This is a genomic window from Micromonospora sp. NPDC005206 (assembly GCF_040608175.1).
GTDB lineage: Bacteria > Actinomycetota > Actinomycetes > Mycobacteriales > Micromonosporaceae > Micromonospora.
Genome location: NZ_JBEXHU010000037.1, coordinates 1 through 19,080, shown reverse-complemented (window position 1 = coordinate 19,080; position 19,080 = coordinate 1). Strand labels below are relative to the sequence as shown.

Below are 19,080 nucleotides of genomic sequence, written 5' to 3'. Positions count from 1 at the left end.
TCCTGCCGCCTTGCGGGCAGCGATGCCCTAGGCCATCAGCTAGGGTGCGGTCCCACCATCCCTCACCGGAGAGCACATGAATCGCAAGAAGGCCACCTGGCCTCGTGTCGCGACAGTGGCAGCAGTGCTGGCAACGGCCACGCTGTTCAGCACCCCGCCGACAGCTCTTGCCGCCGAGGCACTGCCCGACTTGTTCGTCTCCTTCGACCGCGAGCCCGTTGCTGAGATCGACAACAACGGAGCCACCGTCGGCATGTACGTCTACAACGACGGTGAAGCCACCGCCACCGGGGTAACCGTCACCCTCGACCTGAGCAAGGTCTCCGATCGGGTCACCGCATCCGTGCCCGAGTGGACCGACATCTGCAAGCTGGCCGGCGCCAAGGTCACCTGCACCGTCGGAGTGCTCGAGGCTGGTCAAACCACTACTCTGCAACCCCTCTCGCTGGTCAGCAGGACAGGTGCCGCCCCCGGCGGCGCGGGGTCGGTGACCGTGACCGTCGACGGCGCCGAAGACGACATGCACCCGGGCAACGACACCGAGTCGTTCCCGGTCACGGTGGTCGCGTCCGGCCCGGATCTGGTGGCCGCCGCGCAGGCCCTGAACGACAAGGGCAACCCGGTCGGCCCCGGCGACACCGTTCCGCTGTACGCGGGCGTCGGGAACGAGGGCGACACCGCCGCGACCGACTTCACGGTGCGGGTCAGTGTCCCCACCGGTGCGACCTTCGCCGAGCGGTACAGCGACTGCACCTACACCGACTACTACCCGAAGGACACCGGCCTGCCGTACGTGTACGGCCCGGGCGAGGTCAGCTGCGTCGTCCCGCTGACCCTCGAACCCGGCAAAGGCCTGCTGTTCTTGGACGACGAGACCGGCTCGTCGCTGTTCAACGTCACGTTCGGCCGCAACCTGAGGGGTCCGGACGAGATCTACGGCTCGGTCGACGTCGCACTGGCCGGCGAAGAACGCTCGGCGAAGAACAGCACCCGCGCCAAGGGCACGGGACCATCGTTCGCCGATGCCGTTCGTAAGCTGCAGGCGAAGGGCGCGAAGGGCGACCTCGCCAAGCAGCGCTCCGCACAACGCGAACTCGACGAGTCTGACAACTACGCCGACTTCGCGTTCTGGACCAAGAAGAACACCCTCGACGTCGCTGTGACGGCACCGGCTGTCCGGGGCGCCGTCGGGCAGACCGTCAACCTCGCCTACGAGGTCGTCAACAACGGTCCCTCCGACGGTGGCGGCCCGTCGGTGCTCATCACCGCGCCGACCGGCACGGTGCTGCTGCCCGCCAAGTGGTGCTACACCGACGGCACCGAGCACGAGATATTGCCGGAATCGGCGAAGCTCCGCTGCAGCTTCGAGAGCGAGTTCCCGACCACGGCGTCCGGCTACGGCCGGATCATGGCAACCGTGCAGGTGAAGATCAAGTCTGCTCCGGGCACCGACGGCACGATCGTCGCCCGCAGCGTCACCTCGGCGGCCGAGTCGAAGCCGGAGAACAACACCGCCCGGATCGTCATCACCACCGGCACCAACGGTGGCGGGGGCGACAACGGTGACGGGGACGGCGACGGTGGCTCTGGTGGCGGCCTGCCCGTCACCGGCGCCCCGGCCGCCGCCCTCGCCGGTACCGGTGCGGCAGTGCTCGCGCTCGGTGCCGTGCTGCTCGTGCTGTTCCGCCGTCGCCGCGTCGTGCTCCAGGCTCCGCGCGACTGACCAGCACCACTTACACCGACAGGGGCGGGCCGAACCAGGCCCGCCCCTGTCGCTTTCGTCGATCTGGAGCGGCTCGGTGACTGCACGACGTGGTGTGCCGGACCCGCCCGCCTCACCCGGCGCTGATGGCGTTCAGCTCGGCCAGCGCGTCGTCGGGAAGGGTCAGCGCGGTGGCGGAGAAGTTCTGGCGCAGGTGCGCGACGGATGAGGTGCCGGGGATGAGCAGGATGTTCAGGGAGCGCTGGAGCAGCCACGCCAGCGCGACCGCCATCGGTGTGTTGCCGAGACGCGTGGCGACGCCGTTCAGCACGTCAGACTGAAGCGGGGAGAAGCCGCCGAGCGGAAAGTAGGGCACGTAGGCGATGCCCTGTGCGGCGAGGGCGTCGATCATGTCGTCGTCGTCCCGGTTCGCGATGTTATAGAAGTTCTGCACGCACACGATCGGGGCGATGGCCTGCGCCTCGGCGATCTGCTCGGCGTTGACCGTGCTGAGGCCGAGGTGCTTGATCAACCCCTCCTGCTGCAACTGCGCGAGCACGGCGAACGGCTCGGAGATGGAGCCGGGGATGGGCCGGTTGAAGCCGCCGACGCGCAGGTTGACCACGTCGAGCACGTCGAGCCCGAGGTGATCCAGGTTGTCGTGCACGGCCTGGCGCAGCTGCTCGGGAGCCGGCGCCTTCACCCAGTTCCCCTCGGCATCCCGCAGCGACCCGACCTTCGTCACGACGTGCAGGTCGTTCGGATACGGGTGCAGAGCCTCCTTGATGATCTCGTTGGTGACGTACGGGCCGTAGAAGTCGGCCGTGTCGATGTGGTTGATTCCCAGGTCGACGGCCTCACGCAGCACGGCCACCGCGGCGTCGCGGTCGGCCGGCGGACCGAAGGCGTGCGGGCCGGCCAACTGCATCGCGCCGTACCCCATCCGGGCGACCACCAGGTCCCCCATGGTGAATGCTCCGCCGGGAGGTGTGCTTGACGTCATGCCGAATTCCTCTCACTGTTGCCGTAAATCGGACGAGCTTCCCGCCGGATCGGGCGCCAGACGACGGCGCCAGCGGTGACGGCTCCACACTCCGCCCACCGGGGTGAAACAGGATGAGCCCCGGTGATCCTGGGAGTGGCAGGGACAGGCAGACCGCGACCCACGCGGTTAACCTGGGGAGGGTGCGCGACAACAATCTGCTCGGCGGCTACCTGCGGGCTCGCCGCGAGCTCGTCCAGCCCGACAGCGTCGGCCTGCCCGCCGACGGGGTGCGACGCGTAGCCGGGCTACGGCGTGAAGAGGTCGCCATGCTCGCCGGCATCAGCGCCGACTACTACCTGCGACTCGAGCAGGGCCGCGACCGCAATCCGTCGATGCAGGTCCTCGAGGCACTCGCCCGCGTCCTGCGCCTCGACGACGCGGCGACCGACTACCTGCTGAGCCTGGCCACACCACAGCCCCGGCACCGGCGACGTCGTCCACGGCGAGAAACCGTACCGGCCAGCATCCGTCAACTGCTCGATGTCGTGGGCATACCCGCGTTCGTCGAGGACCGCTATTTCGACGTGCTCGCCGCCAACAGCCTCGCCCGCGCGCTGTCGCCCAACCTGCAGGCCGGCCAGAACCGACTCACCGCCATGTTCCTCGACCCAGCCGAAAGCGCGATGTACCCCGACTGGGACGTGGCCACGGCCAACCTGGTCGGCAGCTTCCGCAGGGCCGTGGGCACCGACACCGACGACCCGCGATTCGTCCAGCTCGTCGGCGAACTGTCCCTGGCCAGCCCACGATTCCGACAGCTCTGGGCCCGGCACGACGTCCGGACCTGCGAGGGCATGCCCACCCGCATGCAGCACCCTCAGGTCGGCGAACTCATTCTCAACCGCGAGAAGCTCAGCGTCGGCGGCGCCAAAGGTCAACTGCTCGTTGTCTACCACGCTCAACCGGGCACGAGCAGCGCCGAGAAGATGGCCCTACTCGCCTCCCTGACGATCCCCGCCGCTCCGGTCACCCACGCTCCGGCCGCCGACATCGCCGCAGCCTGACAACCCCGCGCGACCGGCCGAGGCCCTGACGACGGGCGGCAGCCGCCTGAGGCGCCGGCTCAGCGTGCTGCCGGCGTCAGCCGCACACAGCACTGGCCCGGGCTCGGATCGAGCACCACAAGGTGCGGTTCCTCCGCACCGTCGGCGACGCCCCGCAGCAGCTGAAGGTTGACCCCGCACACGAGTGCCGTGAACTGCTGGGCGAGCCGATGGAACGGACAGTTCCCCAACGCCAGGGCGCCTCCGTTCTGATCCTGGCGCCGCGGCTCGTAGCCGGCCTCCTCGAGCGCCGCCACGACATCGTCCGCCGCCGCGCCGATCGACCTCCCGGCCTCGTACGCCGTTCGATCAAGCACCTCCTTGACGGGTGTTCCGGTGTCGATCGACTCTGCCACGGCCGCCGCGAGCAACCCGCCGACGAGGTCGTAGTGCCGCTCGGGCACCGACACCGCCACCTCGCCCGCCATCCGCCGGTACAGCTTCGCGGGACGACCCGCGCCGGGCCCTGTGCGGCCCGCTGGCCGGCGGTACTCGACGGCCAGCAGGCCCTGGTCCGCCAGCCGGTCGAGATGGAATGCGGCGATCCGCCGGCTGACCCCCAGAGCGTTGGCCGCAGCGTCACGGCTGATCGCGTCCGCGCTGCGGGCGACGAAGTCGAACACGGCTCGGCGTGTCGGGTCGTCGAGGGCGGCCAGGGCGGCGATGTGGTCGGGCCGGGGGCGAGGAGCCATGACCGAAGTGTAAAACACGCGCTTGTTGACTTTAGAAGGGAGCGCCCCTAGCGTCTCTAAAAGACAGATAATGCGTTTCTAGAAGATTGGGGACTCTCGTGGCCACTACCGCATCGAGCTCATCAACGATCGCTGGACTGACTGCACGCACAGGAGGCCCTGCCCAGCAAGCGTTCCTGTTGCTGCGCACCGTCTTCACGGTGGCGCCGATCGCGTTCGGCCTGGACAAGTTCTTCAACCTGTTGACCGAATGGCCGGGCTACCTGGCGCCCTTCGTCGACCGGCTCGTCCCGGGCACCGGGCAGCAGGCGATGTACGCCGTCGGCGTGATCGAGATCGTGGCCGGCCTCCTCGTGGCGGCCCGGCCGAAGTACGGCGCTGTCGTGGTGGCCGCCTGGCTGGCCGGGATCATCGCGAACCTTCTGCTGCTCGGCGAGTACTACGACGTGGCTCTGCGCGACTTCGGCCTGCTCGTCGGCGCGCTGGCGCTGTGGCGGCTGGCCGGCGGTCGCCGCACCGCAGATCCGTCCGCGCCCCGCCGATAGCGACCAACGACGGACGGCAAGAGGCGTCTGACTGCCTTCCGGCAGGTCAGACGCCTCTCATCTTGTGCGCCGGTCCGGGCGAGTGGGTCGCGGGTGAAGCTCCGTCGCGCAGCCACCTTGTGGGGTAGCGCGACGACGCATATCGTGCCGATGTATCGGAGTGATATATCGAGGCGACGCTCACGGTCGCCGCCCAAGCGGGAGGTGCGATGAGGTCGATCGACTACGACACGGAGCAGCACCAGGACTACGCGCGCGGGCGCGCGCTCACCCAGCAGCAACTGCGGGTATGGATCAACGCCTTTGCAGCGGTACTGCCCGAGCGGCGCCCGCTGGCGGGGCTGGACATCGGCTCGGGGACCGGCAGGTACACCCCCGCGCTGGCAGGAGCGTTCGGGCCAGTCACCGGCATCGAGCCGTCGGTCCGCATGCGCGAGGTCGCGCAGACGCAGTCCCAGCATCCCGGAGTGCGATATCTGGCAGGCGCCGCCGAGGACATGCCGGTGCCGTCCAACAGTGCCGACTACGCACTCATGTTCCTGTCGTGGCACCACGTCCAGGACAAGCCCCGGGCTGCCCGGGAACTGGCCAGGGTGCTCAGGCCCGGCGGGCGGCTGCTCCTGCGCGCGAATTTCAGCGACCACCATCCGCGGCCGTGGTGGCTGGAACACTTCCCCAACGGTTACGACGTGGACGCCTCGCTGTTTCAGCCGCTGCACGAGGCCATCGCGATGTTCACATCGGTGGGCTGGCGCGTTGCCAGCTTCGGGACGGTCACCGAGCCGTCCTCGGGCACCTACGGCGACGTGCTCGAACGGCTGCGCCTGCGTACCCTCTCGTTCTTCGCGCAGCTCAGCCCCGACGACCTGGAGACCGGCTTCCGCCGACTGGAGCAGGCGGTTGCCGCACACCCCGACGCACCAGCGCCCGTGTTCGCTGAGCCGCTGCTCACACTCGAACTGGGCTGATGGGCAAAGGCCGGTCGTTCTGATCCCAAGCCCCGGCCGGGCTGTCCGAAACGGTCCCGTTGCTGTCAACGATTGCGCCCGGTGCCCGAGACTCAGCGGTTTACGAAGCAGGGGTACGCATCGACTCGCCCATCGAGCCGCTGCACCAGGAGCCGGTCGCCTGCACGCCAGATCGTCTCACCCGGATGTACGAGAACCGGTTGATCCGGCACGAGGTAGCCCCAACGATCAATCAGCGTGAGGCGATCGGCCTGCTCGTGCAACGCGCGGCCCTTCCTCTTGGCCCTACTCATGCTCAGGAGCATCGGCCAGGCGGTAGACAAACTGCAACGGATTGCCGCGAGCTACCCGCGTTGCTGATGCCGTCGGGCCTGCTCCTCATCGGGTGGTGACGGCGGCTCGGGTGGACGTTTCTTGACGCGGATCGCGTCGGAGGTGGCGATGCCGGTGAGGACGACAGGTGCGGTGATCGCGAACGCCAGTGGCGGTAGCAGGATCATCGCTGGCGAAGTGACTACGAGCGCCGGCACCCCGATCAGCCGAGAGCCGCGCGAGTACGGCGTACTCGAAAAGGGCGCGTCCTACGAGGAACAGGATCGGACCGCCGCTAATGACCGCGACCCATGCCGTGTCGGTGTGCCCTGAGGGATGCGCGATGACAAGCTTTCGCGCGTCGCCCGCTGGTCCTTCGTCGCGTCCGGCTCACCGTTTGCCGGCAACGCAGCAGCCTCGTTGGAGAAATGCTGCAAATGCGCGCCGGCCCGCGGCCGCTTTGGCCCATGTGGCCCGGGCTCAAGCCGGGCCGGGCATGTGGCGGGTCCGACCCTGCCCTGGAAGAAGGCGGAGGACGGATCGTGGCCGGAGAAGACTCTGTCGCGGAAGATGTCGCGCGCGGAGCTGGATGAGCGGTCGCGGCGGCACAGCGAGGAGTACGGCGACCAGAGCTGACAGACGCACGCTGGGTCCCGGACCGTTGGCGGTCCGGGCCTCAGCCGCGTTCTATCCGCGCCGTGCGGCCCCCGCGACCGCACCGGGGAGCACGCCCGCCCCACGCGATCGCCGATACTGGTCACCTCTCGGTGGGCGGGTTCTGCGGGCCGACGATCCATGCGATCTGGGCGCGCCGGCCTTCATGCTCGATCCAGAACTTCGGCAGAGGCCCTTGGTCCAGGTGTCTGCCCTCGGCGGCCGCGAGGGCGTGAACCTCGTTCAGGACGGTGTCGGGGATGACGATGATGTTGTCGAAGCCCTCGACCCGCTGCGCTTCGTTGGTGTCCCAGGCCTCGTAGGCCGCCTGCATCAACGCGTACTGGATGTCGGTCTCCACTGGTCGCCGTTCCCGGGTTGGCGTTGAGGGTGGTGCAGCAGGCATTCCCTCAGGGTCGCCCGTGCCCGGAACTTCGCTGCGAGGTAGGCGTGCAGGAGCCGGGCATGGGCCGAACAGCCGATCCGCTCTGTCGTCCAGCGTGCATGCTGCGGGCCGCGCGACCGACCGTCCCCGGCCAAACAGGTGACCGTCGCGGATTGACGACTGATAGTAGTGATCCTCGCGTTGTGCCTGGTCTGGGCGGTCGTTGATCCAGTCGGACTGCCCAGGTCCCGCCGGCGAGCGGGAACCGACACTCAGCCAAGGAGTTCTATGCGCACGCTCAAGATTGTCGGCGCCGCGGTCGGCGCGTTCGTTCTCTCGTCCCTGGCTCTGGCCGGTCCCGCTCAGGCCGCGCCCGGTGATGCGGTGTGGACGGCCAACGGTGACTCGTCGATCACCAGCAAGCACTCCGTCACCCTGGTCGGCAACAACACGTCGGTCGAGGCCGCGAACCTCGGCGTTGACGTCGAGGCCGGCGACGAGGTCCGCTTCTCCATCGCGCTGTCCGACGGGGCGGCGTGCAGCGGCGGCGCGCCCCGTGTCTTCGTGGTCGTGAACGGCACCAACACCAACTCGTGGGACCAGAACATCACCGCCGGCACACAGTGCGGCGAGGAAGGCACGATCACGTTCAAGATTCCGGCGGCCGGGACCATCGGGCAGGCCGGCGTGGTGTACGACAACGTCGCCGCCCCCGGCACGGTTGTGGTGTCGGACCTGCGGATCTCCGACGAGCTGGTCGACTTCCAGGCGGTCGAGCCGGGCGCCGAACCAACGAAGACGCCGACCACCCCGCCGACCAGCCAGCCCGAGCAGCCGCGCGACTGCGAGGCGTACGTCTACACCGGCACTGAGCAGAACCTGTGCGCCGACTTCCCCAACCCTCCCGGCACGGTTAACTGCTCTGACGTGAAGTACCGGGTCACGTTGGTGGACGTGAACAACGACCCGTGGGGCCTGGACGGCACCAGGGGCACGCCGGGGATTGGCTGCGAGTCCAACCCCCTCAAGCCGAACACCGCCCCGCCGACCACCAGCCCCGCGCCGGGCGCGGGCGGCGGCCTTCCCGTCACCGGTGTCAACGCCACTGCGCTCGGCGCCGTCGGTGTGATCGCGGTGCTGGCTGGCGTGGCGCTGGTGGTGGCGCGCCGCCGTCGGGTCCGCTTCGACGCCTGACCTTCACCGGAACGCCCCCGCTGCCGTGAGGTGGTGGGGGCGTTCGTGTTTGCCGGACCCGGCTACTGGGTCGGTGCGGCCCCCGCGACCGCACCGAGGACGGCGGGGCGCGGCCAGATGTGGGCGACGCTCTCCACCGCCCCGGGCATCCCACACTGGCAGCCCTCGCCCTCGACGAGGCCGACGCCGGCGCAGAGCCGGTTGGTGGCGCAGACGACGGTCCAGGACGGCACAGGGCCCGCGGTCTGGACGTAGAGCTGCCGTTCGCCGCACTCACTGACTCCGGCAAGGGCACGGCGATCCGGGCCTCGGTCGAGCCGCGCATCCTGAACGGCGCCGTTGCGTTGTGGGATTGGAAGACGCGTTAAGCCCATTGCCGGGTGGGCGGTCAGATCGCTTGGGCGAGTTCGCCAACGCCGCTGCGACCCGCAGAGCGGGCGGTGTGTCGAGCAACGGCGGCACGTCGTACACCGAATGTCGCCGGCCCGGCTCGTACCAGCCGCCCAGCCGTTAGCCCACACGGACCGCCCCGGACGAGCGGCCGAGCCCGGGATTGAGTCGGCGAAGTTGTCGTTGGTCGGCGGCAGTATCTCTTTGACGGAGAACCAGAGCGAATTGCCCCCGTCGCGGCCGTTGCCGCAGCATTGTCGTGGCTGCCACGAACCATCAGTCGATCCTTGACCATGCGCTGTCCGCCTCTGCAGGTGTCGCGGCCTACCGGCGCCACGGCACCCATCGCCGATGCTGACCGCCGTCGTCGAGCGGCAGGACAACCGTTACCACCGTGCCGGCCCCCGGCGCGCTGGTGACGGAGAGCGTGCCCCGGACCTCCCGGACCGCCTCGCCGAGAAGCCACATTCCGAGGTGATCTGGCTGGGGCGGATTGGTCGTGTCGAAGCCGACGCCGTTGTCGTCAACGGTCAACCGCACCTGATCGCCGGAGGTCTCGACCGTGAGGTCGATCCGGTCGGCGTGGGCGTGCTTGTCTATGTTGCGCAGCGCTTCGCGGGCGCTGCGGTAGAGCAGTTGGCGGACGTTGACCGGCAGCTCGGACGTCTCGACGACCCGCACGTGGCAGACCTTGCCCGCCGCGCGCATCGGTTCCGCCAGCTCGTCCAGAGCGGTCGGGAGTCCGGTGACGGACAGGTCTGGCGGATGGATGTCGACCATAGCCCGCCGCAGCGCCCGTACATCCCGTTGCACGGTGGCGGAGAGCCGACGGACGGTCTCCCGGAGCCGCTCGCCCCCACCGGACAGGTGCAGCTCCACCGCCCCCAGGGAGTAGCCCACCCCCGCCAGGTCCTGGATGACCTCGTCGTGCAGGTCGCGGGCGATCCTTCGCCGTTCCAGCTCGGATGCCGCGATGGCGCGCTCCAGCAGACGGCCCCGTTCGCGATGGGCTTGGTCCAGCCGGCGGGCGAGCGCCAGCGCCAGCGGAAGCTGGAACAGCTGCAGGACGACAATGGCCAGCAGCGCCAGCGGCGCGAGCCGCCAACCGACGTACCGCGCGTCGTCCTCCAGCCGGTCCGCCGGGAAGTACGCCTCGAACAACACCGGCTCCCCGTCGGTCCCCGACAGGCTCAGGTAGACCTCAACCAACCGCTCGACCTGTTGTTCGTACTCGTGCTCGGCCCGGTCCAGCTCGCTGATCTCGGCCGTCACCCGGTTGGTCCCGGCGAGTGCACGGTCCTCGGCGGCGAGCTCGTAGCGGCGCCCGATCAGCTCCGCCTGGTCGGAATAGAGCACCCGTCCGTCGAAACTCCACACCTTGACCCGGACCACCGAGCCGTCCCGCATCCGGGCCCGCACCGCCTCGTCGAGCGCCCGCAGCGCCATTGGATCTCCGGCCCGCAGCCTCGGCGCAGTGGGGCGAGATCAGCCACTCGGCCATACCACGCGCGCTGTGCTCGGCGAAGTGCACCGCCTGTTCCCGAGCCAGATGGACGCTCGCCAGGGACACTGCGACCGCTACCCCGATGATGGCCAGCGCGTTGAGGCAGAGGAAGTAGCGGACCGCCCGACGGAGTTCGGGACGCGGCGTGGATCGGCGCACAGCGCGGCGCACGATCAGGAAACCGCGGAGAGCGGGGTACGGGCGGGCGTGTCGGCCAGCTCGGTCGCCTGGGTCAGCAGTTGCGCCAACCGCCGCGCCGAGGTGCCGGCGCCCTCGCCGACCGCGCGCAGGTCGCCCACCGCGGCGAGTTCGCGGGCCATGGCCCGGATGGCGGCCACCACCCCGTCCACGCAGCCGGCGGACACTTCCTGCCGGAGCAGGTCGAGGAAGAGGTGCCGCAGCTCCGCCGACGGCTCGACACCGAGCTCATGACTGAGCAGCCGCCGGCACTCGTCGTACGCCCGGAGCGCCGCGGCCCGGTCGCCGGCCGCCCGGTGGGCGGCGACCCGCAGGTACCAGCCGCGCTCCGCTAGCGGGTCCCACCGCAGGGCCCGCGCGGCGAACTCCAGCGCCACCGGGGCATCGCCGACGGCGAGGGTGTGAGCGGCGGCGCCGACCAACGCGTCGACGATTCGCTTGCGGTAACGCTCGCGGGCATCGACCGCCCAGTCGGCGAACGGCTCGTCGACCAGCAACGGCTCATTCGCCAACGTCAGGGCCGCGCGCCCCGGTGGCTCCCACGTGTGGCTCCCAGGCTGTCAATTTGGGAATCGCACAGATCGGCTCTGGTACCGCGTTTCGCCGGGTCGGCACAGCCCTGGTTGGCCTGGTTCACTCTGAGGTCACACCAGCCTATGGCTCGTGGGTGGCCCGCCGGCTTGTGCAAACGGATCGGCAAGTGACTACTACACCCCCCAAGCCTTGCCAAACATGAGCGTTGGCAAAGAACATCGACCCATGGACGCGGATGTGGTGATTGCCGGATGTGGACCGGTCGGAGCGGTGCTCGCCGCACTGCTCGGCGACCGTGGCATCCGCGTCGTCGTCGTGGACCCGGCGTCCGACGCCCGGTCTGGGCCGCACGCCCACCCGCGGGCGGCGGTCCTCGACTCGCACGTGCAGCGGATCCTCCGCCGCATTGACGGCCTAGACGACTGGGACGAGTGGGCGACGCCGTTGCGCCGTTCGCAACTGCTCGGGCCCGATCGCCGCCCGCTGCTGACGCTTCGCCTGGCGGATGGCGTCCCGGCTGGCGTCATGCTCGACCAGCCCCGCCTGGAGCGGGCACTACGCGACCGACTGGCGCGGATGCCCACGGTGCACCTCCACACCGGTCGGTCGGTGACGGCGCTCGAGCAGTCGGGCGACATCGTCGCCGTCACGCTCGACGACGGCTCGACGCTGACCGCCTCGTGGCTCGTCGGCTGCGACGGGGCGTCGAGCACCGTGCGGGGCCTCATCGGGGCCTCCTATGACGGCGTCAGCTACCCGGAGCCGTGGCTGGTGGTCGACGCCCGCACCGATGAGCCCAACACTGGCGAGCCGACGTTCTCCCACGTGCTCGACCCGGCCCGGCCGATGGTGACGTTCGAGCGACCGGGCGTTCGGAGGTGGGAGTGGATGCTGCTGCCCGACGAGGACCCGGTCGGCATGGTGGCGCGGATTGACGAGCTAATCCAGCCATGGGCGGATCCTGCGGCGCTGCGGGTCGAGCGGGCCGCGGTGTTCACGTTCCATGCCCGTACGGCCTCGGCATGGCGCCGCGGCCGCGTGCTGCTCGCCGGCGACGCCGCGCACTCGATGCCGCCGTTCACCGGTCAGGGCCTCGGCGCCGGCCTACGCGATGTCGCGACCCTGTCCTGGCTGCTGGCCGACGCGCCCGGCGACGTGGACCGCTACGAGCGCGAGCGGCGGCCGGCCGTGGCGCGGATGACCCGCACGGCGTTACTCACCGGCCGGGTCATGCTCGGCCGCAACCGTTTCACGGCAGCCGCGCTGCGCGGGTTGGTGCGGACCGCAGGGATGTTCCCAGGCCTCGACGCGCGCGTAGCCAGGGCAGCCGCAGCGCCTGAGCGCCTCCCCGACGGCACCCGGCAGCTGCCCGATGCCCCGCTCGTCGTTGACGGCCGGCGCACCAACCTCGACGCGCTGCTGGGCAACCGGTGGGGCGTTATCTGCGGCAAGGCCGGCAGCCTCGACCCCGGCACCAGGGCGTGGCTCACCACGCACGGCGCCGTCTTCGCCGACGTGGATAGGTTTGCAAAAGGGCAAGCGACGATCGTGCGCCCCGACCGCTTCATCGCGACCACCGTCCCGTTCGCCTGAGGGGCATCGTCACCTCAGGTCGGAGTCCTGCGGGCCGTCGAGGACGGCGACGAAACCGTACGCCGGGCAGATCGTCCGCCGCCCATGACCGTGACTATGAACCACGATGCTCGGCTATTTCATCCTCGGACCGGGCGAGCAGCCACAGATCGCCTCCTTCGAGGGCTGACGATGCCGCTCGTCGCGCACGAGCCGTCAGGTGGACCAACAGGTCGTCTCCCTGAGTGAGCGTTGCCGCCAGGTAGTAGCTGGTCACCGCTACGACGAGCAGGACGGCGGCGCCCAGAGCCGGGCGCACCCAGCCCGATCGGACCCGGCACCCGAAGGCGAAGGCGGCAACTGCCCACGTGGCCGTGGAGTTGCCGAGTTAGGCAAAGGGGTACGGCACCAACTTCATTCACAAGAAGTCGAGGAAGCCGAGGAGCAGGAAACCTCCCACCACGGCGGTGAGCGCCAATGGTCGACGATCAGGTCGCATGGTGGGCAGCAAGCATATTGAGTATGCCCCACGACGATTGTCAGTCCCTTGGCGCAGCCAGGCGACAGTGCCAGCGCTGCTCGCAGTTGCATCAGCGCCTCTGGGTCATGCTGGTCAGCGAGGACCGGACGACGGTTGCGCCGCTTGCGAGTTGGTTCACCCGGCCCGGTTGAGTCGATGACCTGGACGCGAGTCGTGCTGTCCAAGGTCTCGGCCACTTCAGCAAGAAGATCGCTGATCACGCTCGTCATTCTTGTCGCACGGTGACGCGACAGCCACCAGAAGCCAACGAACCTTCGGATCATCGATGGTTTGCGAGGACACCGAGCATCGTGCGGTGGCCGTGAGCCACAGTCTAGACCTTGACCGATGGCGGGTCATTCTGGACGAAGCGGTGACGCGTGTCGCTGCCCGGTTCGCTCGGGCGGAGCCACGTGCGACAGCGGCGCAGTTTGTGGAAGGGCTGCTGTCGAACACAGAACGCAAGACCTGCTGGTCGTTGGCCGAACGGGCTGGTCACGCCGATCCGCAGGCGATGCAGCGGCTGCTGCGTACGGCCGTGTGGGACCCGGACGCCGTCCGCGATGACGTGCGTGACTGGCTGGTCGAGCAGCTCGGCCACCCCCGACGCGGTGCTAGTCACCGACGAGACGGTCATCGTCACGTCGACCGGGGCCACCGAGTCGGGGGTCTCCCTGATCCTGATGCCGGCGGAGCAGGCCGCTCAGGTCCGTTCGATGACCGACGGCGACCCGGCCACCTGGATGGTGACCGGGCCGCCGTCGTACAGGACGCGCGCTACGGGACGCGCGCTACGGCGCGCCCCGTGTACGCGCTACTGGAGCGGGTCGAGCGAGAAATCCGTCGTGACCGTCTTGCCCGCCTTGAGCTTGACCTTCGCCGTTTCAGGCACGTAGCCCTCGGCCGCGACGATCAGCGTGAGCGGGCTCACCCTCGAGTCGATCCAGTACGCGTACGTGCCGTCCTCCTCGGTGACCAGCGTCGTGTGGTACCCCTTGCCGCCGTTCACCTGGACGATGACCCCACCGAGCGGCTGGCCGCCGGCCTCGGTGACGGTGCCGGTGATCTTGCCCCACGACTTCGGGGCGGTGACGTTCATCGACACCGGCACCTCACCCACGTTATACGGCGTGTTGGTGCTGGCACCGATCGCGGCGGAGTACGCGCCCGGCTGGTCGACGTCGGCCGACATGGTCGCCTCCACCGTGACCGACTCGCCCGGCTCGAGCGTGACGGACGGGTTGTCGAAGGACACCCAGTCCGCCGGAGCGCCGCCCGTGCTACCCGTCACGTTCATCACGATGTGCATGCCCGGGAAGCCGATCGACGACGTGTCGGCCGGTTCGGAAATGCCGCAGTCCACCGAGGCGATGTACGACGGAGCCGTCTGGCCGGCGTTGTTCGAGCCGATGAAGAAGTAGCCATCCGCAGGGACGCTCACCTCGACCACCAGGGTGCCACCGGACGGAACCGCGCCCTCGACCGGGACCGTCACCAGAGTGCCGTTACCGGCCGGGACCGTGGCGTCGGCCGAGCCGATGAGCGTCATGTTGGCGTACCGCAGCTCGCCCTCGAGCGCGTAGAGGTTGACCGTGAGCGGCTGGCTCCCCTGGTTCACCTCCACCCCGAACGACACGCTCGACACGTCCAGGCCGTTGAGCCCGAAGTCGGCCAGCGTGAATGTCCGCAGGTACGAGTTGTTCCGGGTGGTGAGGCCGTTGTTGCACGACGCCGAGTTGCCGGTCATGATCGCCTGCGACGCGGAGTGCGTGATGGTGATCTCGTCGGCCGGGATCGGCGCCGCCTGAGGCGTCACCGTCTCGCCCTTGACGTTCGAACGCGACATCGACGAGCCGGCCGCCGACAGCTTCCCCTTCGGGGCCACCGACGCCGGGACGGTCGCCTTACCCTTCACCGCCGTGAGAGCACCCGTGGCGAGCGGCGCGAACTCGCCGCTGCGGGCTTCCAGCTCGACCGACGCCGGGGCGGTGCCCTCGTTGGTGATCGTGAGCTCCTCGGTGTGCGAACCGCCCATCGGCAGCTCGGCGTGCGTGTCGCCGTCCGAAGCGATGGTCACCATGCCCGCGGCCAGCGCGGCGTCGAACCTCACGGTGCTGTCCTCGGTAACCATGACCGAGCCGGTGGCAGCCTCATACTTCGGCGCCGTGATCTCGACCGAGTAGCCACCGGTGAGGACCGACGTCGAGTACGTGCCGTCCGCTCCAGTGGTCACGGTCTTGCTCTGGGCCTCGGAGGAGACCGCCACGGTCGCGCCGGAGATCGGCGTACCCGTGTTCCGGTCGGTCACCGTGCCGGCCACCGTGCCTCGTGGCGCGGAGTCGTAGTGGATCGACATTCCGGCATTGATCGTCGGGGTGTTGTAGGAGAACTGATGGGCGATGGTGCCGTTCTCGTTCTCGATACCCACCGTGGCCGAGCTGCCGGCCGCCGCTCCGCCCGAGTTCGCCCCGTAGCCGAGCTCGATCTCACCGTTCTCCAGGAGGGTCACGGAGAAGTTCGTCCGCTCGGCGCGGTTGGCGTAGAACGTGACGTTCCGGAACTCGAGGACGAACGCGTCCACGCCGTCGACCTGGGTGGCCGCGGTGTAGAGACCCGACGAGGCGTCGAAGTACAGGTCGTCCCACAGCCCGTAGATCGCCGCGTTGGGTTCGGAACTGTTCGGGATCGCGGTGTTGCTGTATGCGGTCGAGAGCCCGGCGAAGTTCACGTGGCCGTTGGTGGTCACGTACGCCGTCGTGTAGTCGCCCTCGTAGTACGGGAACGAGAACGGCAGCGGGACCGTGGTCGCCGCGTCGTCACCGGTCAGGTTCACCGGGGTGTCACCCGTGGCGGCCCCGTCGCTGCCGACCGTGCAGAAGTACCCGAAGTCGTCGTATCGACGGGCGATCTCGGCGGTGACCGTCTCGTCACCGTCGACGACGACCTCCTCCGAGAACACGCTCGTGCAGGTGCCGCCCTCGATCGAGATCGTGTAGGTGCCCTCGGGCACGTCGGCGAACGCGAACGCGCCGTTGGCGTCGGTGGTGACCGGGTCGATCGGTGCGGAGATGCTCACCGTGGTGCCGACGAACGGGTTGCCCGTGGCGACGTCCGTGACGGTGCCGGACACGGTGTGGCGTGGCGCGGCCTCGAGGTCGATGTCCACCGTGGTGGTCGCGTCGACGGTGACCGTGGCGCCGGTCGGGGCAGACGGCAGGTAGCCGAACGCCGAGGCCGAGACCTGGTAGTCGCCCACGGCGACGCGGACGGAGTACGTGCCGTCCGTGCCGGTGGTGACGGTACGGTCGTGCTCGCCGTCGACCGTCACGCGCGCCCCGCTGATCGGGTCGCCGTCGGTCTCGGTGACGGTGCCGGCAACGGTGCCCATGTCACCGATCGGCGCAGCGTCGATCAGCGCGGCCAGGTCGAGCGTGCCCTCGCCGTAGACGTTGTTGTTCTCGGCGGTGCCGCCGCACGAGGTGTCGTCGACGTTGTGGGCGGTCTGGTTCAGCAGTTCCCAGGTGCCCGGAATGTCGCCGATCAGTGCCGGTGCGGCGCTCCACAGTACGGCGACGGCGCCCGCGAGGTGCGGGGCGGCCATTGAGGTGCCGTTGTAGAGCGCGTACCCATCACCGGGGACCGAGGAGCGAACGGCCACGCCCGGGGCCGAGATGTTCGGCTTGATCCCGCCGCCCTCACCCGGACCGCGCGAGGAGAAGGACGCGATGCGGCCCGAGGAGTCGACCGCGCCCGTCGAGTAGTTCGTAGTGTTCGCGCCCGGCGAGGAGGTCGTCTGGCAACCGGGACCGCTGTTGCCCGCCGACCAGGCGCCGAAGATGCCGGCGGCAGCCCACGCGTCGGTGATGTCCTGGTACCAGTCGTCGATGGCCCCGGCGGCGACCGCGCCCCACGAGTTGTTGACGACGTGCGGCCGCATCGCCGGGTCGGCGTCGGTGCCGTCCGTGCGGGTCGGCGCGGTGATCCACTGACCGGACTCGAGCAGGTCGGCGTCCGAGCAGGTGTCGCAGCCGTTGGCCTCGATCCACTGCGCGTCGGGCGCGACACCGATCTGGTTGCCCTGGCCGTCGTCGCCCATCATGGTGCCCATGGTGTGGGTGCCGTGCCCGTTCACGTCGCACGGATTGCCGGCGCCGCACCGCCCGGAGGAGTCGAAGAAGTTGTAGTTGTTGACGATTGTCCCGTCGGGCTGCCGACCGCGGTAACCGTCGGCGAGCGCCGGATGGTCAAACTGGACGCCGGTGTCGACGCTCGACACGACGATGCCCTCGCCCGTGAAGCCCTGGGCCCAGACCTCAGGGGCGTTGATGAAGTCGAGGCCCCACTCGACCGTGGCCGGGGCGTTCGCCGGCGCCTTCTCGCGCTTGACCGGTTCGACGAGGTCAAACTTCGTGGTCTCGGTGATCTGGCTGACCTCGGACTGCGCGGCGAGCTCCTTGGCGAGCTCCAGCGTGCCGTCCTCGACGAGGATGCGGTTGCTGATCCAGAAGCTCTCGTAGTCGGCGTTGTTCGCCTCGAGCTGCTGGATCACGTCGGCCTGGGACGTCTTGGCCGTGCTGGTGAGCGCGTCGTAGACGTACTGGCCGCGCTTGCCCCAGTCGGCGTTGTTCGGCGCCGCGTCCAGGTTGGCCTTCGCCGACAGCTTCACCCAGAAGTCCGCCGAGTCGTGCGTGGTGAGCGTCTTCTCGACGGCCGAGGTGAGCTTGTCGGCCGGGTTGGCTGACGGTGCTGTGGTCGACGGCGCGGCGAACGCGGGTACTGCGCTCGCCATCGCTGTCGCGAGAACCGCGAAAGCCGCTGTCACGACTGACGCGCGTCTCACATGCCTGGTTCGTGTGTGCACGGAACCTCCATGTACTAGCGCGCCGCAGAGACAGGACGCGCACGACACCCCACGGTCGTGGGCTATAGACCAACATGGATGATGCGGCACAGGTGGGTCTACCCGGCGGCATGGGCAACTCGGGAGCACTCCGGTCAACTCGCGGCTAACTGATGGTCAGCGCGTCATAACCATGCGACGTTTCCGGGTCCTCGTCCCAAACCCACGAAATGGCGGGTTCTCCGACATGGCATGACTCCGACAGGGGCGACCGATGAGTAAGTCACGAGGCTGCACGCACAGCACATATCGACTCCGGCCGTTGGATGCTCGGAAGCGGCCCGCCGGCAGGGAAGGACCACGTGGCCCGAACGACCAAACCGCTAGTACCTGGCAGCAGCGGACAACCGCGCCGGTTGCGCTGGGCGTAGTGCCCATGGGACTCACCATCGTGCCGGGAACCAGCACCGCGAGTGCCAGCCCACAGCCGACCGAGACCTACGTGGTGCAGATGGCACTCGACCCGGTCGTGGCCTACGAGGGCGGAGTTGCCGGCCTTGCCGTGCCCAAGCCCGCCCCCGGGCACAAGGTCGACCCGCGGTCGGCAGGGTCGTGTCGTACGTCGACCACCAGGAGGCCCGGCACGCCGCCGCCCTCAGCCGAGTCGGCGGCGGCAGGAAGCTCTACGACTTCAGTTACTCCTTCGACGGTTCGCCGCTCGGCTGACCGCCGATCAAGGAGAGTGTTCTCGACCCCGGCGACCGGGCGGTGCTGTGGATGGCAGACGACCACCTCGTGGCTCTCACGTCGCTGCTCCCGACCGACTCAGGATGGATCCTGTAACGCCATGGGCATCACCGACTCCGGCTGGGTCACGGGCATCGGCCTCTAAGAGGGCATCTTGATCAGGTCGGCGTCGGTGTGTCCGCTTCGGGTTGATCGTCACGCCAGGATGGCGTCGCTTCGTGGGTGAGGCGCCGGC

At 69.1% G+C, this 19,080-nt stretch carries 17 protein-coding genes and 1 pseudogene; 6 read left to right on the top strand and 12 right to left on the bottom strand.

The window, feature by feature from the left end; genetic code table 11:
* Nucleotides 1-76 precede the first annotated feature (76 nt).
* The gene (locus ABZU69_RS34560) at nt 77-1,723 is read left to right on the top strand and encodes a peptidase (protein ID WP_354968463.1); all 1,647 of its coding nucleotides are present in this window, start codon (nt 77-79) and stop codon (nt 1,721-1,723) included.
* Nucleotides 1,724-1,835: 112 nt separating this feature from the next.
* Here ABZU69_RS34560 and ABZU69_RS34555 read toward each other — a convergent pair whose 3' ends face one another.
* Nucleotides 1,836-2,705, bottom strand: a complete 870-nt coding sequence (locus ABZU69_RS34555; RefSeq protein WP_354968462.1) for an aldo/keto reductase family oxidoreductase — start codon at nt 2,703-2,705, stop codon at nt 1,836-1,838.
* Between the two features lie 182 nt (nt 2,706-2,887).
* Here ABZU69_RS34555 and ABZU69_RS34550 point away from each other — a divergent pair, with 182 nt between their 5' ends.
* A complete protein-coding gene (locus ABZU69_RS34550) occupies nt 2,888-3,751 on the top strand; it encodes a helix-turn-helix transcriptional regulator (RefSeq protein WP_354968461.1) in 864 nt (287 codons plus the stop codon).
* Between the two features lie 59 nt (nt 3,752-3,810).
* Here the strand turns inward: ABZU69_RS34550 and ABZU69_RS34545 are convergent, their stop codons facing one another.
* Complete coding sequence (locus ABZU69_RS34545; protein ID WP_354968460.1) at nt 3,811-4,482, bottom strand: helix-turn-helix domain-containing protein; 672 nt, start codon at nt 4,480-4,482, stop codon at nt 3,811-3,813.
* Between the two features lie 200 nt (nt 4,483-4,682).
* Between ABZU69_RS34545 and ABZU69_RS34540 the strand changes: the two genes are divergently transcribed.
* Complete coding sequence (locus ABZU69_RS34540; RefSeq protein WP_354968459.1) at nt 4,683-5,027, top strand: hypothetical protein; 345 nt, start codon at nt 4,683-4,685, stop codon at nt 5,025-5,027.
* A gap of 209 nt (nt 5,028-5,236) precedes the next feature.
* Nucleotides 5,237-5,995, top strand: a complete 759-nt coding sequence (locus ABZU69_RS34535; protein ID WP_354968458.1) for a class I SAM-dependent methyltransferase — start codon at nt 5,237-5,239, stop codon at nt 5,993-5,995.
* Between the two features lie 92 nt (nt 5,996-6,087).
* On the opposite strand, the gene ABZU69_RS34530 is transcribed toward ABZU69_RS34535, so the two are convergent.
* From ABZU69_RS34530 to ABZU69_RS34520, 3 genes are all read right to left on the bottom strand, one after another.
* The gene (locus ABZU69_RS34530; protein ID WP_354968457.1) at nt 6,088-6,288 is read right to left on the bottom strand and encodes a hypothetical protein; all 201 of its coding nucleotides are present in this window, start codon (nt 6,286-6,288) and stop codon (nt 6,088-6,090) included.
* Nucleotides 6,289-6,339: 51 nt separating this feature from the next.
* Nucleotides 6,340-6,495, bottom strand: coding sequence for a hypothetical protein (locus ABZU69_RS34525; RefSeq protein ID WP_354968456.1), 156 nt, complete (start codon nt 6,493-6,495; stop codon nt 6,340-6,342).
* Between the two features lie 569 nt (nt 6,496-7,064).
* On the bottom strand, nt 7,065-7,322 hold the full coding sequence (locus tag ABZU69_RS34520; protein ID WP_354968455.1) for a hypothetical protein: 258 nt from the start codon (nt 7,320-7,322) through the stop codon (nt 7,065-7,067).
* A 312-nt stretch (nt 7,323-7,634) separates the two neighbouring features.
* Between ABZU69_RS34520 and ABZU69_RS34515 the strand changes: the two genes are divergently transcribed.
* Entirely contained in the window at nt 7,635-8,540 is a 906-nt protein-coding gene (locus ABZU69_RS34515; protein WP_354968454.1) for an LPXTG cell wall anchor domain-containing protein, read from the top strand.
* Nucleotides 8,541-8,602: 62 nt separating this feature from the next.
* On the opposite strand, the gene ABZU69_RS34510 is transcribed toward ABZU69_RS34515, so the two are convergent.
* The 3 genes from ABZU69_RS34510 to ABZU69_RS34500 all read right to left on the bottom strand — a co-directional run bounded on the left by ABZU69_RS34510 (nt 8,603) and on the right by ABZU69_RS34500 (nt 11,150).
* Entirely contained in the window at nt 8,603-8,773 is a 171-nt protein-coding gene (locus ABZU69_RS34510; protein ID WP_354968453.1) for a hypothetical protein, read from the bottom strand.
* A 481-nt stretch (nt 8,774-9,254) separates the two neighbouring features.
* Nucleotides 9,255-10,376, bottom strand: a complete 1,122-nt coding sequence (locus ABZU69_RS34505; RefSeq protein ID WP_354968452.1) for a sensor histidine kinase — start codon at nt 10,374-10,376, stop codon at nt 9,255-9,257.
* A 231-nt stretch (nt 10,377-10,607) separates the two neighbouring features.
* Nucleotides 10,608-11,150 (bottom strand): bacterial transcriptional activator domain-containing protein, encoded by a 543-nt coding sequence (locus tag ABZU69_RS34500; RefSeq protein WP_354968483.1) that lies wholly within the window; start codon nt 11,148-11,150, stop codon nt 10,608-10,610.
* 145 nt (nt 11,151-11,295) lie between these two features.
* On the opposite strand from ABZU69_RS34500, the gene ABZU69_RS34495 reads away from it, so the two are divergent.
* A complete protein-coding gene (locus ABZU69_RS34495) occupies nt 11,296-12,759 on the top strand; it encodes an FAD-dependent monooxygenase (protein ID WP_354968451.1) in 1,464 nt (487 codons plus the stop codon).
* A 94-nt stretch (nt 12,760-12,853) separates the two neighbouring features.
* On the opposite strand, the pseudogene ABZU69_RS34490 reads toward ABZU69_RS34495, so the two are convergent.
* The 4 genes and pseudogenes from ABZU69_RS34490 to ABZU69_RS34475 all read right to left on the bottom strand — a co-directional run.
* Nucleotides 12,854-13,114 (bottom strand): annotated as a pseudogene (locus ABZU69_RS34490) (hypothetical protein); the annotation flags it as partial.
* 38 nt (nt 13,115-13,152) lie between these two features.
* Nucleotides 13,153-13,488, bottom strand: a complete 336-nt coding sequence (locus tag ABZU69_RS34485) for a hypothetical protein (protein ID WP_354968450.1) — start codon at nt 13,486-13,488, stop codon at nt 13,153-13,155.
* A gap of 104 nt (nt 13,489-13,592) precedes the next feature.
* Nucleotides 13,593-13,916, bottom strand: coding sequence for a hypothetical protein (locus tag ABZU69_RS34480; protein ID WP_354968449.1), 324 nt, complete (start codon nt 13,914-13,916; stop codon nt 13,593-13,595).
* A gap of 156 nt (nt 13,917-14,072) precedes the next feature.
* Entirely contained in the window at nt 14,073-18,047 is a 3,975-nt protein-coding gene (locus ABZU69_RS34475) for a carboxypeptidase regulatory-like domain-containing protein (protein WP_354968448.1), read from the bottom strand.
* Between the last annotated feature and the right edge of the window lie 1,033 nt (nt 18,048-19,080).

Excerpts from the sequence above, each read along its gene's own strand:
- ABZU69_RS34560 (WP_354968463.1), top strand. The coding sequence starts at position 77 with ATGAATCGCAAGAAGGCCACCTGGCCTCGTGTCGCGACAGTGGCAGCA.
- ABZU69_RS34555 (WP_354968462.1), bottom strand. The coding sequence starts at position 2,705 with ATGACGTCAAGCACACCTCCCGGCGGAGCATTCACCATGGGGGACCTG.
- ABZU69_RS34545 (WP_354968460.1), bottom strand. The coding sequence starts at position 4,482 with ATGGCTCCTCGCCCCCGGCCCGACCACATCGCCGCCCTGGCCGCCCTC.
- ABZU69_RS34535 (WP_354968458.1), top strand. The coding sequence starts at position 5,237 with ATGAGGTCGATCGACTACGACACGGAGCAGCACCAGGACTACGCGCGC.
- ABZU69_RS34530 (WP_354968457.1), bottom strand. The coding sequence starts at position 6,288 with ATGAGTAGGGCCAAGAGGAAGGGCCGCGCGTTGCACGAGCAGGCCGAT.
- ABZU69_RS34525 (WP_354968456.1), bottom strand. The coding sequence starts at position 6,495 with ATGATCCTGCTACCGCCACTGGCGTTCGCGATCACCGCACCTGTCGTC.
- ABZU69_RS34515 (WP_354968454.1), top strand. The coding sequence starts at position 7,635 with ATGCGCACGCTCAAGATTGTCGGCGCCGCGGTCGGCGCGTTCGTTCTC.
- ABZU69_RS34505 (WP_354968452.1), bottom strand. The coding sequence starts at position 10,376 with ATGGCGCTGCGGGCGCTCGACGAGGCGGTGCGGGCCCGGATGCGGGAC.
- ABZU69_RS34485 (WP_354968450.1), bottom strand. The coding sequence starts at position 13,488 with ATGACGAGCGTGATCAGCGATCTTCTTGCTGAAGTGGCCGAGACCTTG.
- ABZU69_RS34475 (WP_354968448.1), bottom strand. The coding sequence starts at position 18,047 with ATGGCGAGCGCAGTACCCGCGTTCGCCGCGCCGTCGACCACAGCACCG.